The sequence below is a fragment of the Thermococcus eurythermalis genome (genome assembly GCF_000769655.1).
GTDB classification, from domain to species: Archaea; Methanobacteriota_B; Thermococci; order Thermococcales; family Thermococcaceae; genus Thermococcus; species Thermococcus eurythermalis.
Genome location: NZ_CP008887.1, coordinates 979,837 through 995,374, shown reverse-complemented (window position 1 = coordinate 995,374; position 15,538 = coordinate 979,837). Strand labels below are relative to the sequence as shown.

15 protein-coding genes and 2 tRNA genes are annotated in these 15,538 nt (G+C 54.5%); 5 read left to right on the top strand and 12 right to left on the bottom strand.

The window, feature by feature from the left end; genetic code table 11:
- The first annotated feature begins 55 nt into the window (after window positions 1-55).
- Entirely contained in the window at window positions 56-859 is an 804-nt protein-coding gene (locus tag TEU_RS05395) for a class I SAM-dependent methyltransferase (protein ID WP_050002803.1), read from the top strand.
- 19 nt (window positions 860-878) lie between these two features.
- Here the strand turns inward: TEU_RS05395 and TEU_RS05390 are convergent, their stop codons facing one another.
- From TEU_RS05390 to TEU_RS05340, 11 genes are all read right to left on the bottom strand, one after another.
- Complete coding sequence (locus TEU_RS05390; RefSeq protein ID WP_050002802.1) at window positions 879-1,292, bottom strand: hypothetical protein; 414 nt, start codon at window positions 1,290-1,292, stop codon at window positions 879-881.
- An 18-nt stretch (window positions 1,293-1,310) separates the two neighbouring features.
- A complete protein-coding gene (locus tag TEU_RS05385) occupies window positions 1,311-2,192 on the bottom strand; it encodes a hypothetical protein (protein WP_144244824.1) in 882 nt (293 codons plus the stop codon).
- A gap of 337 nt (window positions 2,193-2,529) precedes the next feature.
- Complete coding sequence (locus tag TEU_RS05380; RefSeq protein ID WP_050002800.1) at window positions 2,530-3,561, bottom strand: polyprenyl synthetase family protein; 1,032 nt, start codon at window positions 3,559-3,561, stop codon at window positions 2,530-2,532.
- 67 nt (window positions 3,562-3,628) lie between these two features.
- On the bottom strand, window positions 3,629-4,975 hold the full coding sequence (locus tag TEU_RS05375) for an RNase J family beta-CASP ribonuclease (protein ID WP_050002799.1): 1,347 nt from the start codon (window positions 4,973-4,975) through the stop codon (window positions 3,629-3,631).
- Between the two features lie 139 nt (window positions 4,976-5,114).
- Window positions 5,115-6,233: a type 2 isopentenyl-diphosphate Delta-isomerase gene (gene fni, locus TEU_RS05370; RefSeq protein ID WP_050002798.1), complete on the bottom strand. Its 1,119-nt coding sequence runs from the start codon at window positions 6,231-6,233 to the stop codon at window positions 5,115-5,117.
- Between the two features lie 32 nt (window positions 6,234-6,265).
- Window positions 6,266-7,018 carry a hypothetical protein gene (locus TEU_RS05365; protein ID WP_144244823.1) on the bottom strand — a complete coding sequence of 251 codons (753 nt, stop codon included), beginning with the start codon at window positions 7,016-7,018 and terminating at the stop codon, window positions 6,266-6,268.
- A gap of 41 nt (window positions 7,019-7,059) precedes the next feature.
- Window positions 7,060-7,851, bottom strand: coding sequence for an isopentenyl phosphate kinase (locus tag TEU_RS05360; RefSeq protein WP_050002796.1), 792 nt, complete (start codon window positions 7,849-7,851; stop codon window positions 7,060-7,062).
- On the bottom strand, window positions 7,848-8,852 hold the full coding sequence (locus TEU_RS05355; protein WP_050002795.1) for a mevalonate kinase: 1,005 nt from the start codon (window positions 8,850-8,852) through the stop codon (window positions 7,848-7,850). The genes TEU_RS05360 and TEU_RS05355 overlap by 4 nt, the downstream gene beginning before the upstream one ends.
- Window positions 8,853-8,901: 49 nt before the next feature.
- On the bottom strand, window positions 8,902-9,276 hold the full coding sequence (gene mntA / locus TEU_RS05350; RefSeq protein ID WP_050002794.1) for a type VII toxin-antitoxin system MntA family adenylyltransferase antitoxin: 375 nt from the start codon (window positions 9,274-9,276) through the stop codon (window positions 8,902-8,904).
- A 37-nt stretch (window positions 9,277-9,313) separates the two neighbouring features.
- A complete protein-coding gene (locus tag TEU_RS05345) occupies window positions 9,314-10,189 on the bottom strand; it encodes an MEMO1 family protein (protein ID WP_050002793.1) in 876 nt (291 codons plus the stop codon).
- Between the two features lie 34 nt (window positions 10,190-10,223).
- Window positions 10,224-11,276, bottom strand: a complete 1,053-nt coding sequence (locus TEU_RS05340) for a pyridoxal-phosphate dependent enzyme (protein ID WP_050002792.1) — start codon at window positions 11,274-11,276, stop codon at window positions 10,224-10,226.
- Window positions 11,277-11,338: 62 nt separating this feature from the next.
- Between TEU_RS05340 and udp the strand changes: the two genes are divergently transcribed.
- Both udp and TEU_RS05330 read left to right on the top strand, forming a co-directional pair.
- The gene (udp, locus tag TEU_RS05335; protein WP_050002791.1) at window positions 11,339-12,172 is read left to right on the top strand and encodes a uridine phosphorylase; all 834 of its coding nucleotides are present in this window, start codon (window positions 11,339-11,341) and stop codon (window positions 12,170-12,172) included.
- Between the two features lies 1 nt (window position 12,173).
- Complete coding sequence (locus TEU_RS05330) at window positions 12,174-13,241, top strand: hypothetical protein (RefSeq protein ID WP_050002790.1); 1,068 nt, start codon at window positions 12,174-12,176, stop codon at window positions 13,239-13,241.
- Window positions 13,242-13,352: 111 nt separating this feature from the next.
- Here the strand turns inward: TEU_RS05330 and TEU_RS05325 are convergent.
- A tRNA-Arg gene (locus TEU_RS05325) sits at window positions 13,353-13,430 on the bottom strand.
- A gap of 111 nt (window positions 13,431-13,541) precedes the next feature.
- Between TEU_RS05325 and TEU_RS05320 the strand changes: the two genes are divergently transcribed.
- Together TEU_RS05320 and TEU_RS05315 are read left to right on the top strand one after the other, a co-directional pair.
- A tRNA-Gly gene (locus tag TEU_RS05320) sits at window positions 13,542-13,618 on the top strand.
- Window positions 13,619-14,080: 462 nt separating this feature from the next.
- The gene (locus TEU_RS05315; RefSeq protein ID WP_050002789.1) at window positions 14,081-15,400 is read left to right on the top strand and encodes a TROVE domain-containing protein; all 1,320 of its coding nucleotides are present in this window, start codon (window positions 14,081-14,083) and stop codon (window positions 15,398-15,400) included.
- The last annotated feature ends 138 nt before the right edge of the window (window positions 15,401-15,538 follow it).

The following is a 15,538-nucleotide window of genomic DNA, read 5'->3' as shown; positions in this document are numbered from 1 at the left end:
CTTTTCTCCGAAAACGCCTTAAATAGAAGGCCTTTAACCATTTTTGGTGTTTTCCATGCCCGTTAGCGAAGAAACTTTCAAGAAAGGCGTCCTTTCAAAAATCCCACCCCGGAACGAGCCACCTTTACCACCCGACTGGCTTCACACGGAGATGCTCGAACGCCTCCGCGTCCTCAGGTTCGCTCCCATCAGGGAGGGAATGAACGTCCTCGAAGTTGGCTGCGGTGCCCACGCGCTAACCACAGTACCTCTGGCGTATTTGGTCGGAGAAACCGGGAGGGTAGTCACGATTGACCGCTCCCGCTGGAGCTTCTTCGAGGAGATAACAGCTTCAGCAGGCTTAAAGCACAGGATAATCCCGCTCAAGGTTGATGCAAGGGAGCTTCCGTTCCCGTTCAGAGCCTTCGACTTGGCGGTTCTCGTCCATGGGGTCAGGAGCTTAAAGAGTGAAGAAACCATGGTGAAGGTCATCTCGGAGATGCTTCGAGTCTCGGAGCGGGTATTCATCGCGGAGAGCCTTCCAGTGGCGAACAATGAGAGGCAGAGAGCGCATCTCGAACTCTACAATCTGCGCGAGGAAATCTTTGAGGCGCTGTTCGGCGAGAAGGACGACCTTCATTACCCGACGCTTGAGAAGCTCAAGGCGCTCGTTGAGCAGGCTGGAGGGAGAGTAATCAAGAGCGGGACCTTCGAGCCTAAGTTGCCTCACTACCTCGCATATATTCCTCGCGAGTACGTAGAGAGGGTAGAAGACGAGGAAAAGCGCGCCGAGCTTTTGAGAAGGTGGGAAAAAGCCTATGGAAAGTGGAAGGCCGGAGCAGATCACCCGCCGGTTGGATGGCTGATTGCAAAGCGCTGAAAAGAGAAAACCAGAAACATCAGGCCGAGAGGTTGCCGTCCCGCCCCCACAGGGATAGCTCGAAAAGACTTCCAAGTAGGCCGAGAAGAATAGCCGGTAGCAGGAGGAAGAGCAGCACTATCATAAACCCGTCGCCATCGGTGGGGCCCGATGCAGGCGCTTCAATGAAGGAAGCCACGAACCTTATCAGTACCAGCAGGGCAGCGAGAACGACTGGAACCGCAATTAGAGAAGTCTTTGCGAGTTCTCTCGGCTTAACGCCGAGCCTAAAGGCAACGAATGCAACAAACAGTGAGCCCAGCAGGAGTCCTGTTAAGTAGAGTGCAAGCGGAAGGAGCCCCCTAGCATCAATCCCGAGGAGGAAGCCTGCCAAAAAGGAAAGAGAGACTATGATGACAGAGACTTCTACTTTTCTTGTTATCCTCTTTCTCATGATAATCACCCGTTGAGATTACGTTTTCCAAATATAAGTAGCTTTCCCATCTCCATCTTTCTTGGGATTGTTGAGATTATAATAGTCATATTCTTTGTTCCATGAGCTAAACGTTGAGAGCATCTCAACTTCTGGTTTCTCATAAGAGTCCACTACATGGTCAAATTTAGTCCAAGACCAGTGTTCTAGATGAACAGAACCCACAGTTATCCCATTAGGAAGCTGCCACAGTCTTACATGTCGTTGGGTTCCAAAGTAAAAACCCTTGAACATATCATCAGCTTCTACCCACCCCCTACTTGGGATATAAATATATTGTCTGCCACCGTAACTTGTATAGTCATGCCAAGAGTGCTCTGAAAGAGTATCTTTAACCATGCTCTTCGGCGCTCCCCAAACGAGGTTTATAGGGTCTACGGCAACATAGTAATCCCCACTTCTTTCCCAAGTCCATCTTGGTAAATAGGGACTCACTGCCCACCATTTAAACGGATCATCGTTTCTTGTTACTATTACGTTGGTCTCATAGTACGTGATTCTGTCTATGATAAGCAGAGATCGCGTGTTATCCATTGAAGGGGCGTTAATGAACTTGCGAATGTTCTCAGTTGAAGTCATTGTCAACTTTATGTTAAGCCGAGGAATTATGATAGTCCTTGTGATATAAATTGTGTCCCCTATTGGGATTTTACGCTCGTAAACCTTAGCTTTGAATGTGTGGGTGCTAATCCAGTTCATATAGTAGGCTCTGTCCTGTGGAGAGACTGTTTTAGTTGGACAGGGTATCTGTGTTGATAACGCTGAGACACTGGCAAAGACCACTCCACTGACACTCAAAGTTTCAGAGATAGTAGGTCTGAAAACCTGCGCGTTGGTACTCCCTGCCGTCACGCCAACCATCAGCAGTCCCAATAGAACTGCGAATAATGGCTTCCACCGCATAGGAGTTTCACCACCTTGCAGTTTTTGCAATGAAGCATACACACTTCACCCTTATAAGCTTTACTACTTGCTACTATTAAGATATCTTTCTTCTTTTTTAGGGAGATAAATTTATGTAGAGTTAGATTTTACTGCCATTTTTGTCCAAAAGAAGCCCAAGTAAAAGAGTTGCATGATGACGCAATCGAGTAGAACATCCCAAGCAAAATACACCACAGCATAAGAAACACAACACAGGGAAAGAATCTTAAATCTACCATATCTATCAGATACTAATTTATCCAAAAGAGAAAAATCAGAACTCCCTCTCGACGAGGAACTCGGCGAGGAGTTCAAGGTCTTTCCTCGCCTCGCTCTCGGGGAGGACTTTCAGGGCCTCGTTGGCCTCCCTCACGAGGTTCTTTGCGTAGTTGGCCGCGTAGTCTATGCTGCCGTACTTCTTGAGGAGCTCGATGGCCTTGGCAACTTCCTCCTTGACCTTCTCGTCGTGGATGAGAGCGTCCCCCTTGGCGTCTCCCGCGTATTTTCCAAAGACCTTCAGGAACTCGGCCTTGTCCTCCTCGTTCGCGTGCTGGAAGAAGTGGCTGACTATGAGCGTCTTCTTGCCCTTCCTTATGTCGCTCCCGACGGGCTTTCCAAGCTTCTCCTCGTCGGCAATCAAATCGAGCACGTCGTCCCATATCTGGAAGGCGATTCCCACGTTCCTTCCCCATTTTGAGAGCGCCTGGATGTACTTCTCGTTGTCAGTTCCGACGATTGCACCTATCGTTGCCGAGCCGTTGAAGAGCGCCCCCGTCTTTCCGCTAATCATCTTGAGGTACTCGTCAACCGTTACCTCGTCCCTCGTCTCGAACTCTATGTCGAGCGCCTGGCCCTCGCAGAGCTCGTTGGAGGTCTTCACGAGGACATCTAGGATTCTAGCCTTCTTCTCTGGGCTTACTTCTGCCCTGGCTACCGCCTCGAAGGCCTTACTGAAGAGCAGGTCGCCGGCCAGAATTGCCATGTTGACGCCCCATAGCTTGTGGACGGTGGGCCTTCCGCGCCTGAGCTCGTCCATGTCCATGATGTCGTCGTGAACCAGCGAATAGTTGTGGATGAACTCGACCGCGGCAGCCGGATAGAGGGCTTTCTCTGGGTCGCCGCCGACGGCCTCGGCCGCGCGGAGAACAACAAAAGGCCTGACGCGCTTTCCGCCGGCGAGAGGGTAGTGCCTCGCCGCCTCGTAGAGCGTCTTCGGCTCCTTCTCAGGGATAAGTTCAAAGATAACGGCATCAACGTCCTTGGCCTTGGCTTTAACCTGTGCAAACAGCTCATCGTACTTGCCCATCTTATCACCCCGTGAGTAATGAGAGCAACCAAAGGGAAAAAGTGGTAAGTCTTTATCAGCTTTGCCCTCACGGAATCTCGACGACGTAGCCGTTCCTCGAAACGAAGACGTCCTTTCCAATCATGTAGCCCTCTTCTTCTGCGAGCTCCGCGTAGTGGGTGAGCATTCTGAACTCGCCGTGGGCGGGGACGATGTTTTCCGGGTTGAGGAGCCTTATGAGGTAGCGGTGGTCTTCCCTGCTGGCGTGACCGGACACGTGGAGGTCCTTAATCATTCTCACACCGCGCATCTTGAGCTTCGTTTCGAGCTTGTAGCGCTGGGCGTAGTTGAGCGGGTTCGGTATCGTTCCAGCGGAGAACACTACCGTGTCGTCCTTGCCGATGTCGTAGAGCTCGCCGTCTGCCATTCTGGTGAGAACAGCCCCTGGCTCACCCTGATGGCCCGTAACGATGAGCAGGTAGTTCTCCCTTGCCTGGGAGACCTCCTTGAGGACTTTTCTGACGGCGTTGGGGCTTCTAACGGCGCGGGCCCCCTTCATCTTTATGAGGCCCAGCTGCTTGGCTATGCCGGTGTACTTCGCCAGGGAGCGACCGACCAAAACGGCCTGCCTGCCCATCTTATTGGCTATCCATATCAGCTCCTGGAGGCGGAAGATGTGGCTCGCGAAGGTGGTTGCTATCAATCCCTTCTCGTCCATGCCCTCGTAGAGGAAGAAGTCCTCGAGGAGCATTTGAGCCACTGCCTCGCTTGGTGTTTTTGTTGGCTCGGAGACGCGCGTTGATTCCGCGATGAGAACCTTAACGCCCTCTTTTCCAAGTTCCCTGAGCCTCTTGTAGTCGGGCCTTTCACCGAGCGGGTTGTTGTTGTCGAACTTGAAGTCGCCGGTGTGGATGACAACACCCTCCGGGGTGTGGATTGCCACCATAGAAGCCTGGGGAATAGAGTGAGTGATGCGTATGAACTCGATGGCGAGGTTTTCGCTAACCTGGACGATTTCGCCGAACTGGGTCTCGTACATCGGGTTCTTGACCTCAAAGTACTCCTCGCTCTTGACTTCACCCTTGGCGAGCCTAATAGTGTAGGGAGTCCCGTAAATGGGTGTATCGGGATAGTGGGGGGCCAGCTTCGCTATAGCCCCAATGTGGTCGAGGTGGCCGTGGGTGAGGGTAATCGCAACGACCTTCCGGTTGCCCTTATTCTTCCAGAGAATCCTGTCGTCGGGAATCGCGCCGAGCCTCTGAAGCTCCTTGTCGGAGAACTTCTGGATGCTCGTGTCCTCGTGAATCATTACCCTGTCGAGCATTATACCCATATCTATTATCACAACTTCCTCACGCTTGCCGTCGGAGTAGGCAACGGCGGTCATGTTCTTACCGACTTCTTCGTAACCGCTGATTGTGTAGACCTTTATCATCTCAATCAACCTCCCGCCCCGGGCCCCTCCTGAGGCACGGGGCTGCGTTGGGCATTATTCTGAACGAGGGTTTAAAAAGGTGTGCATTTGCTTAGAGAAAAAGAAACATAGAAAGGTGGCAAAGAAACGGCCGAGAATGTCACCTCCTCCTGAGGTATGCTGGCAGGTCAATCCTCTGCTCAAGCCACTCCCTCGTGAAGCCCGTTATAACGAGCGGGACCCTTCTCAGCTCCTCGACGTTTCTTGCCCCAACGAGGAACATGGCGTTCCTTATCTCCTCGATGTAGCGCCTCAGGACTTTTATCACGCCCTCGACGTCGCCCTTGACGGCGGGCTTGAGGAGCGGCAGGGCTACGCCCGCGAAGGTAGCGCCCATTGCAAGGGCCTTGGCCATTGTTATCCCGTCGCGCATTCCGCCAGTGGCTATAATCGGCAGGTCGGTGGCGTAGCGAACCTCTGCGACGCTTATCGCGGTCTTTATGCCCCAGTCCCAAAACTTGAGCGCGAGGTTTCGTCCCATTTCGTCCTTTGCGCGATAGTACTCGACGGCGCTCCAGCTCGTCCCGCCGAGACCGCCGACGTCTATTGCATCAATCCCAATGCTCTCAAGCCTCACAGCGACTTCTTTGGAAACCCCCGCACCGGTCTCCTTCGCTATTAGCGGGTAGGGGAACTCGGCCTTGAGCTCTGCCAGAGCTTTTAAAACGCCCCGGTACTGGGTGTCACCCTCGGGCTGGACGCTCTCCTGGAGCGGGTTGAGGTGTATGGCAAGGGCATCGGCCTGAATCGTCTCGACGGCCTTCAGCGCCTCCTCAATGCCATAGCGGTCGGGCATTGTCTCGGCGAACTGAGGTGCACCGAGGTTGCCGACGAGAAAGACGTCCGGGGCAACATCGCGAACGTAGTAGCTCTCCCAGGTCTCCGGGTTCCTTATCATGGCCCTCTGGCTGCCGACACCCATCGGGATGTTCAGCTCCTGGGCAGCCTTAGCAAGGGTCTTGTTTATCTTTCCGGCCAGCTGTGAACCCCTCGTCCCACCGGTCATTCCGGCTATGAAAATCGGGTAATCAAACTTCCGACCAAGGAACTCGACGCTCATGTCAATTTCGCCCTTGTCTATCTCGGGAAGGCTCATGTGGACGAGGTGCACATCCTCAAAACCGTTTGAAACGTGGGCCTGAACGTTCCTCTTCAGGCAGTGCTCGATGTGCTCAAACTTTCGAATGATGGTGAGCTCCTCCTTGTCAAAAACCTTCATTAAGACCACCGGGAAAGAGAAGACGAAAAAAGTTAAGAGGTTTTGGGTGGGCAGACGGTGACGTTCACGGTTTTCACGACCAGCCAGCCCTTCGGTTCATCAATCCAGTTGCCCAGGTAGCGGGCGTTCACGGCCGAGCTGAGGAAGTTCGGCACTTCAGATGCCCCGATTGTGAGGTTAAACCTCGACCTGAAACCGGGAAGTATGGGGAATCCTTTGCCAAAGTCAACTGAGAGGAGGAGCACGAGGTCCCGGTAGTCCCCCTCACCCGTGTTATGGAAATAAATCACGTTTAGAGTGATGTTGTTGCAGATTCCGTAGTAGGTTACCAGGTTAAATTCGATTTTTCCAGACTGAACCGTTGATGGGAAGCCGACGGGAACTACAAAGACTCTCAATTTAGCCTGAGCGCTCCCATTGGAAGCTAAGACCTGGAACGGGTGGTAAATAATCGTGAGATTCCTCGGGCTTTCACCGTTCAATGCCACGGACAGGTTTTCGGCATCACCCAGCACAAGCCACGAGCCCTCGCCGTCCTCCACCCAGCCTGGATAAACCAGAATAACCGCGTCCCTTCCGCCGGCGAGAGTTCTAACTATGCTTCCACCTTGGAGTTCCCATTCAACAATAACGGTGTTGTTCTCCGACTGAACGCTTAGGTTCAGGTTCTCAGGAGATGCATCGAAAGCACTCAGGTAGCCACTGGAAGATGCCTTCTGAAGCCCCCAGAGAGCGAGGATAAAGAGCACTACGAAGGCTAAAGTCTTACGCAACATAGTTATCAAAGTTACCAATGTCAAAGAAAAATAAAAAGATTTTGTCCCTGCTAAGGCACAATCCTCGTCCCGAAGCCATCTCCCCTAATCGCTCCGCTCAGCCTCCCGGGAACGAGGCCGTTGACGAACCAGACCTCGGAAAAGCGCGCTATCTCTTTTGCTTCCTTCAGCTTGTTTATTATCCCGCCGGTCACGTCAGTCCCGGCTGAACCGGAGATGCGCTTTATGATGTGGTCAATGTTGTCCGCAGGAATCTCCTGGAGGAGTGTGCCCTCCCCGGGAACCCCGTCGTAAATCCCGTCAACGCTCATCAGGAAAACAACCTTTTTCGGGGTAAAGAGCTTGGTGAGGTACGTGACTATCTGGTCCCCGGATAGTATGTCTATTCCTTTCATGAGATCAACGGCCACGTCGCCGAAGAGGACGGGAATAAAGTCGGTCTCGATAAGCTTCCGTATGGGCTCAACGTCCCCGTAAACAACCCTGTCCGAGTCCATGAGGAAAACGGAGGAGCTTGAGACGGAAACCGCCGGAAGACCGGCATTAATGAACGTCTCGACGATTTTCATGTTCGCCCTGAGCATGGCGTGGTGGGTGAGAGAGAACCCCTTCTTGCGCCAGAACAGGGCCGCCTCCGAAAGCCCGGTAAGGCCCTCCCTTATGCGGTACTCCTTGGCATAGGGGTGCCCGAAGCTCCCGCCGCCGTGGACGATTATAAAGTCCTCCTCGGGGTAAAAATCCTTAATCTCCCCTGCTATTGAGCGGACGACGTTCTCCCTGAAGTTCTCGGGCTCGCCCCTTTTGTCGCTGAAGACACTGCCACCAATCTTGACGATTATCACGGAATCACCTCCTCTATCCTGAGGCCCTCCCTGCTTATCTCGGTTATCATCGGCGTCCCGCCGGCTATGGTTATGGCGGTCGCGACTTCCCTCTGCCTGCCGGGCGCGAGGGCGTACATACAGCCTCCGCCACCTGCACCAGTTATCTTTGCCCCGAGGGCCCCCGCAGTCCTGGCCGCATAGACGAGCTCGCTGAGCTTCTTGGTCGAGACGCCGAGCGCGTCGAGGAGGCCGTGGTTGATGTTCATCAGCTTCCCGAGCCTCTCGAAGCGCACCTCCTCGTCGAGGTCGGAGAGCAGGATTTCCCTGGCCTTCTCAACGACCTTGCCCATCGAGAGGAGTATCGGCTCTATTATCTCAGGAATTTCTTCCTTCGTCTTCCTCACCATCGCAACGAGCTCCTTCGTCGAACCGCTAGAACCGGTGTAGCCAACAACTATTGGGAGCTCCATAAAGGGCAGGTGCTCGAACTTCCCCTTCTCGTAGTGGATAAAGCCGCCTATTGCTGAGACGGTTGGGTCAATGCCACTCGAAGCGCCCTGGACGAGGAGCTCAACCCTGTGGCCAAGCTTCCCTATCTCCTCCCTTGTCAGCTCAAGGCCGAGGAGCTTTGAGACTGCGCCAATTGTAGCGACGGCTACGGCTGCTGATGAACCGAGGCCCGCCCCGACGGGAATCTGGGATGTTATCGAGACGGTTATTCCCCTGTCTCTCCTGTCTGCCTCCTCCCTAACCAGCTCTATTGCCTGACGGACGTAGCTCAGAACCTCTGCGGCCTTTCCGTAGTCGCTCTCAAAGTAAATCTCGTCCTCGGAGAAGGACACAGTAAGACCGGGAACGCGTATGTCCTTGGCCTCTATCTTTATCGCACCTTTCTCGTTGAACTCTGCCCAGACATAGGTTCTGAGATTTATTGCGGCCGCTATAGCGGGCTTTCCGTAGACCACGCTGTGCTCGCCGAAGAGGATAATTTTAGCCGGGGCAGATGCTAAAACCCTCATCTTCGACCCTCCAGGAATTTTTCGATTTTGGAGCGTATAAGCTCGACCCTCATTCTATCGCCTCCAGACCGAGGTAGTCGTAATAATAGCGTTTGAAGTCCTCCCACTCCTTTAGCGTTTCATAGGCAAGGTCGTAGAGAACAGTCCCGTCCCTGCAGAAGAGAACCTTCCCCCTGAGGCACTCCCTCTTTAAATAAACTGGGAGGAGCTGGAACACCTGAACGTCGTATTTGTCGGACAGATACCCAAGAACGAGTTCCCTGAACCTAAAGGCCTCTTTGGGGCTTCCCTCGTAGTAAACGCACAGGTCTATATCGCTGTCCTTCCCCGCCTCATCACGCGCCTGGGAGCCGAAGAGAATGATGAACTTAACCCTCTCCCCGCCGAGCTCAAGGATTTTTCTCACGGCCTCTTCCAGTTTCATGTATAAAAATGGAAAAATCCCCTTATGGCCTTTTCGTTCACTTCCTCATCACGATGCTCGCGTAGCCAACTATAGCCTCAGTGCTCCTGCTTACCTCAAAGCTCGTCGTGTAGTGGAGGAGCTCCGCTTCAAGAGCCCCGGCAAGGCGAGAGTAAACTATCGCCGTCCCAACAGCCCCGGGCCCGCACATCGTATGGTTCATCTCGCGGAGCTCTCTAAACAGGCTGTCAACGTCGAAGTCGAGGATTCTCCTTATCAGCCTGAAGTCCCACTCTTTTATCCTGTGCGGGAGCTCATCGGCCCTCGCCCTGAACGGAACGTAGCCGTAGACCGGCCCGTAGTGCATGAAGTCCGTGCTCGCTACGACGACTACATCCCTGCCGAGCTCTTCACTGGCCTCGAAGATAGCCTTTCCGAGGGCCTTCGAAACGTCCTCGTCCTGGATTCCGAGGGTTATGGGGACTATCCTGACGTCTTTACCGGCCAGCTCGCTGAGGTACTGAATGAACGGCACCTGCACCTCAATGGAGTGCTCGTATTTGTGGGCGAGCTCATCGAGGTCGGCTATTCCGGAAAGCTTCGCTATCGCCTTGGCCATCTCGGCGTCAACTTCTATGCTCCCGAGCGGTGTCAGCCACTCGCCCTCAGGATAGACAGCTATCGGCGAACCGAGGCCCGTGTGGTTCGGCCCGAGTATTACAAAGGTCTCAGGAAGGCCGTCCTCAAAGATGGCCTTGTATGTCCTCGACGCGGTGTAGCCCGAGAAGACGTAGCCAGCGTGAGGCGCTACTCCGGCAGTTATCCTCCTCTCGCTCCCATCTTCTCTAAGGTCACTGAAGAACTCCTCCAGCATCTCGATGAGAGCCTCGTCAGATGGATAAAAGCTCCCTGCAACAGCGGGATACCTTATCACCGCCACCACCTCCAAAATTAGTTGGTGCAGGAGTTTAAATACCTTGGGTTAGTTTAAGCCCCGACCCCGTCAGGGGCAGGACTGCCCTTTCACCCCGCTTGATTTCGCCCATTTCAATGAGCTTCCAGAGGGCCGAGAGCACAACCGCTGAGGTCGGCTCAACGAGGAAGCCGTGCCTCTTGAGCCAGTTGAGCGCACCCATCGTTTCGAGCTCGTTGATGCTCACGCAGAGCCCGTCCGTTTCCCGGAGTACCCGCTTCATCTCATCAAGCCTCGGCGGTTCTGGAATCGCTATCCCCTCCGCGAGGGCGTTTCTGGCATGGGAGCGCCCGCAGAGGCTCTCGTAGCCGGAGGCCTGAACCGCAACGAGTCTCGGAAGTCCCTCAATTTCGCCCGTGGCCTTCAGCTCGGAAAAGCCCTTCCAGAGGCCGAGGAAGAGGGTTCCACTCCCGGCAGGAGACAAGACCCAGTCCGGGACGCCGACCTGCTCGTAAATTTCAAAGGCTATCGTCTTGGTGCCCTCCAGGAAGTAGGGGTTGAGCCAGTGGGAAACGTAGGTGATTCCGCTCCGCTCGGAGAACTCGGCCGTGCGCTCGTGGACGGTCATCCTGTCGCCTTCGACGTAGTGAACCACGGCACCGAGTTGCTGAAGGAGCGAGAGCTTGCCGGGGCTCGTGTCGTAGGAGACGAAGGTGTGCACCTTGATTCCCGCAGAGAGGCCGTAGAGGGCAAGGCTCAGAGCGGCGTTACCGGAGCTGTCGAGCACAACTTCACTGATGCCTTCTTCGAGTAGCTTTGAGACCGTGACCCACGCCCCCCTGTCCTTAAAAGAGCCGCTCGGCTGGAGGTATTCCAGCTTGAAAATCGCTTTAACGCCGTTTATTTCCATCTCACTGACTGGAGTTATCGTTGGGACGGGGATTACATAGTTCTCGATGGGCAGATGGTTGAGGTAGCGCCTTGCATCGAGAAACGGCTCCGGAGTGAAGGTCTCTGGAGGTCTCTCGACGAGAAGTGTCCCACCGCACTCGCAGGTTAAGCGAAATGCCTCAGGATATGTCCTTCCACACCGGGAACAGCGCAGCATACCATCACCTTTTTTAGGGCTGGTATTGAACATATGACACCGGACTTAAAAAGGTGGTCGCCATGGGAGAGAAGTTCGTATCCGCTGAGAGGCCCCAGACTGAGGAGGGTTACCAGTACCACATAGCCTGCAAGCCCGGCGACGTTGCGCGCTACGTCCTCCTGCCGGGCGACCCCGAGAGGGTGCCCAAGATAAGCTCTCTCTGGGACGAGGCCAGGGAAATAGCCTTCCACCGCGAGTACAGGACGCACACCGGGAAGTACAAGGGCGTGCCGATAAGCGTCACCTCGACCGGAATAGGCGGGCCTTCAACCGCCATAGCGATAGAGGAGCTCGCCGCCATCGGGGCTGACACGTTCATAAGGGTCGGCTCCACCGGTGCAATCCAGCCGGGAATAGAAATCGGCGACCTGATAATAGCCAAGGCGGCTGTGAGGCTTGAGGGCACCTCAAAGCAGTATGTGCGCGTCGAGTACCCAGCTAGCGCAGACCTCGAGGTCACCCTCGCGTTGATCGAGGCCGCCGAGACCCTCGGCGTGCGCTACCACCTCGGAATCACGGCCTCGACGGACAGCTTCTACCTCGGCCAGGGCAGGCCGGGTCTTAACGGATACTTCCCGAGCTTCGCGAGGAACATAATAGACGACCTGAGGCAGGCCAGGGTCACCAACTTCGAGATGGAGGCCGCTACCCTATACACGCTCGCCAACATCTACGGACTCAGAGCCGGCTGTGTCTGTGCGGTCTTCGCTAACCGCGTCACCAACGAGTTCGGCAAGGCCGGAGAGAAGGAAGCGGCCCTGGTTGCCAGCGAGGCCGTGAAAATACTCGCCGAGTGGGACGAGGAGAAGGAGAAAGCCGGTAAGAAGGTCTGGTTCCCCGGGCTGAGGGGTTGAAATGGACGAGAGGCTCCTGCTCGTCAGAAAACTCCTCAGCGAGGGGGACGTTGCCGGGGCGCGGAAAGAGGCGGAGCGCATAGACGACCCCTACTGGCGCTCCTATGCGCTGAGGTGGGTCGCCGAGGCGCTGGCCGGTAAGCCCGAGAGGGCCCTTGAAGTCGCCCAGTCCATAGAGGAGCCGTCAATCCAGGACGAAACGCTCCGCTCCCTCGCCTATATTTTTTCCAAGAACGAAAAGTTCAAAGAGGCTATCGAAACCGCGCGGAAAATCAAAAACCAGTTTTTGAGAAAGAAGGCGCTTAGAGCCGTCAGCAACTTTCTGGCGAAGGCAATAGCCATGAAAGGCGTCGAGCTCCGCCTGAGCGACCTAAGGCTCGATGAAAGGGACCTCGAGGACCTCAAACCTCTCCCCTACGGTATCGTTTACAAGGACGGCAAGCTGATGCCAGGCTCAGTTCTCCACAGAATTAAAGGGGAAGTCGCAGGTGGGGTGCTCGACAGGTCGGAGGAAGGACCAAAAAGAGGACCTCCAAAGCCCAAGTTCGAAATAAAGGACTCCAGACCCGAAGAGTACGTTGTAGACTACATAGAGAAGCTCCTTGAAAAGGGTGAGCTGGAGGATGCTGAAAGGCTTGCTAGGGGGCTTCCGGAGCCGTTCAGGAGCTATTACCTGGAGGAAATCGGCGTGAGGCTCCTCGAAGCCGGGGACGAGGTCAGGGCGGAGGAGATGTTCCGGGAGCTCGAAGTCTCCAACGTTTTGGGGGCGTTGCTCGCAAGGAGACACCTTGACAGCCCGGAGAGGGTACTAAAGTACCTCGAAAAGACCCACAACCCGGCGACAAGGTTGATGGTCGCATACGAGGTTACTAAAGAGAGGGGCGTTGACCCCGATTTTCTGCGGAACGTCCTGATATGGGCGGCGGACGAGTGGAAGAGGGGCAGGATACTGAAGTTTCTCGCCTTTGAGATGCTGAGGGAAGCCAAGAAGACGGGGAACGATGAGCTAAGAAAGACTGCCAGAAACCTCTTCGAGCTGGGGAAGCAGCTGGAATGGAGCTCCGCCTGAGGCACCACCAAAATTTCTGCTGGCTTCTGGAAACTCACTGGCTTAAGAAGGCACTACCCACCTTTGGACAAAGTGCCACTAAAAGCCATGAGAAAAGCCTGATAAAAATTTTGGCGCCCCGGCGGGGATTTGAACCCCGGACCTCGAGGTCCGCAGCCTCGCGCCCTATCCAGACTAGGCCACCGGGGCACTGCCCGCTAACCCTTCTCGAAAACGCTTTATAAATTTAACCGTTGTCCAGAACCGAAAAATTTATAAAGGGTCCGCAGTTGAGTTAGTAACGGGTCTGATGGGGCTGATGCGGTGGTAGTCTAGCCTGGCTAGGACAGCGGCCTGCCACGCCGCTGGCCCGGGTTCAAATCCCGGCCACCGCACCAAACTTCGTTTTTGGACGGGGTTTCACCACACCTTTCTTAAGACGCCGATGCCTCAAAGATGCAATGTTTGTATAAATGTTTGTCCTACAGGAAGTTCCGCCTGGGCGTCTGGAAGCACGAGGGGAAATTCTACCCAGCCAAAAGCTCCGCATAGTGTACCGTGCCTGCAACTGACTCCCCCAGCCCCGAAGGGTGAGGTTTTCAAAAGAAAAATGCAACTTTTAGATTCAACCCACGAAGGAATATTTGTTCGACAAATTAACACTTAAAATTTCAAAGCGTGAATGCTGTTCGTCTATTGCCTTATTACTTTTCGACACAGTAAAACTTATAAAGTCCGCGACCAAAGGCACTACGGCGGGAGTGCAGGCGGGGGATACTTCGCTTAGCTCGTGGCGCCGGTCAGGGGCCGGTGGGGGACGTTCCCCCTCCCCCGCCGATTTTCTCCGCCGAGGTGATACTGTGAAGTTCAACACCCGTGCCAATGTTCTCAACTTCGAAGGGGGAAGAAGTTACCGCCCAAGCCCGGAGCTTGAGCTCTTCCTCAGGGTCGCAAGCAACTTCGTCAGGGAACCAAAATTCTACACCGAGCCAGACGAGGATTTCAGGGGTCTTCTCAAGGCGTTTGAGCGCGCAATAACGACAAATCCCGAATACGTCGCCAAGCTCATAGTCTACGCCCGCGAAGAAATGTTTCTCCGCTCCCTCCCGGCACTCGGAACCGTCCTCCTCGCCAACCACGAAAAGTACAAAGGCACGGGCATACCAAGAAAAGTCGGTGAGAGAGTCCTCACGAGGCCGGATATGCTCACGGAAGTCCTAGCCATACAGTTCGCCCTCTACGGGAAGCCGATCCCCAACAGCCTCAAGAAGGCCATAAGGAACAGCTTCACCCACTTCGACACATACCAGCTCGCCAAGTACCGTTGCGACAACTGCAAGGTCAAACTCAAGGACGCCCTCCTGCTCACCCACCCAAAGCCGAAGAACAAGGAGCAGGAAGAGGCCTTCAAGGCGCTAATCGAGGGCAGGCTCAAGAACACCCGCACGTGGGAAGCCGAAGTCTCCACCCAGGGCTCTACAACCGAGACCTGGAACGAAGTGCTCGACGAGTTCATCAAGTATAAGCAGGTCTTCGCCCTCCTCAGGAACCTCCGCAACCTCATAAAAAACGAGGTAGACAAAGAGAAGTTCAAGAAGGCAATGGAAATACTCGCCGACCCGAGGGAAATGCGCAGGGCAAAAGTCTACCCGTACAGGTATCTCACTGCGTATCAAATACTCAGAAAAATGAAAGTAAGCTCCCCAACCCAGGCCGAACTCAGGGATACCGCGCTCAATGCAATAAGGAAGGCCATAGAAGAAAGTACCGCAATGCTCCCGGACTTTGATGGAAGAAACCTAGTCCTCGTGGACGTGAGCGGTTCAATGGACTTCTGGCTCAGCAGGAGGAGTGCGGTGACTCTGAAGATGTTGGCGGCGTTCTACGGCGCAATACTCGCCAAGAAATACGACACGATCATAGGCGTCTTCGCCGACGACTATCGCTGGATACCCAATGGGGGAAGTGTCTTCGAGACGGCGGATACCATACTCAAGAGCAACGTCGGCTATGCGACCTACGCCTACAGGCCAGTGAGAAGTATCCTTGAGAGGGGAGAGTACTTCGACAGAATGTTCGTGTTCACGGACATGGTCGTCTATTCCGATAGATGGGGCGCTAACGACTTCCAGAGGGCCGTTGCCGAATACAGAAAAAGAATAAACCCCGAACTCAGGTAATCACGTGGGACCTCGCAGGCTATGGCCAGGTTTATCTAGAAGACAGTGACATAAGGAACATATACATCGGCGGCTTCACGGAGAAGGTCTTTGACCTCGTGAAGTACCTAGAAAACGGAAATAGAATAGCAGAAGTAA

Bases quoted from the DNA above. Each gene is read 5' to 3' on its own strand.
- TEU_RS05395 (WP_050002803.1), top strand. From the start codon at position 56: ATGCCCGTTAGCGAAGAAACTTTCAAGAAAGGCGTCCTTTCAAAAATC.
- TEU_RS05390 (WP_050002802.1), bottom strand. From the start codon at position 1,292: ATGAGAAAGAGGATAACAAGAAAAGTAGAAGTCTCTGTCATCATAGTC.
- TEU_RS05385 (WP_144244824.1), bottom strand. From the start codon at position 2,192: ATGGTTGGCGTGACGGCAGGGAGTACCAACGCGCAGGTTTTCAGACCT.
- TEU_RS05380 (WP_050002800.1), bottom strand. From the start codon at position 3,561: ATGGGCAAGTACGATGAGCTGTTTGCACAGGTTAAAGCCAAGGCCAAG.
- TEU_RS05375 (WP_050002799.1), bottom strand. From the start codon at position 4,975: ATGATAAAGGTCTACACAATCAGCGGTTACGAAGAAGTCGGTAAGAAC.
- fni (WP_050002798.1), bottom strand. From the start codon at position 6,233: ATGAAGGTTTTTGACAAGGAGGAGCTCACCATCATTCGAAAGTTTGAG.
- TEU_RS05355 (WP_050002795.1), bottom strand. From the start codon at position 8,852: ATGAGGGTTTTAGCATCTGCCCCGGCTAAAATTATCCTCTTCGGCGAG.
- mntA (WP_050002794.1), bottom strand. From the start codon at position 9,276: ATGAAACTGGAAGAGGCCGTGAGAAAAATCCTTGAGCTCGGCGGGGAG.
- TEU_RS05340 (WP_050002792.1), bottom strand. From the start codon at position 11,276: ATGCTGCGCTGTTCCCGGTGTGGAAGGACATATCCTGAGGCATTTCGC.
- udp (WP_050002791.1), top strand. From the start codon at position 11,339: ATGGGAGAGAAGTTCGTATCCGCTGAGAGGCCCCAGACTGAGGAGGGT.
- TEU_RS05330 (WP_050002790.1), top strand. From the start codon at position 12,174: ATGGACGAGAGGCTCCTGCTCGTCAGAAAACTCCTCAGCGAGGGGGAC.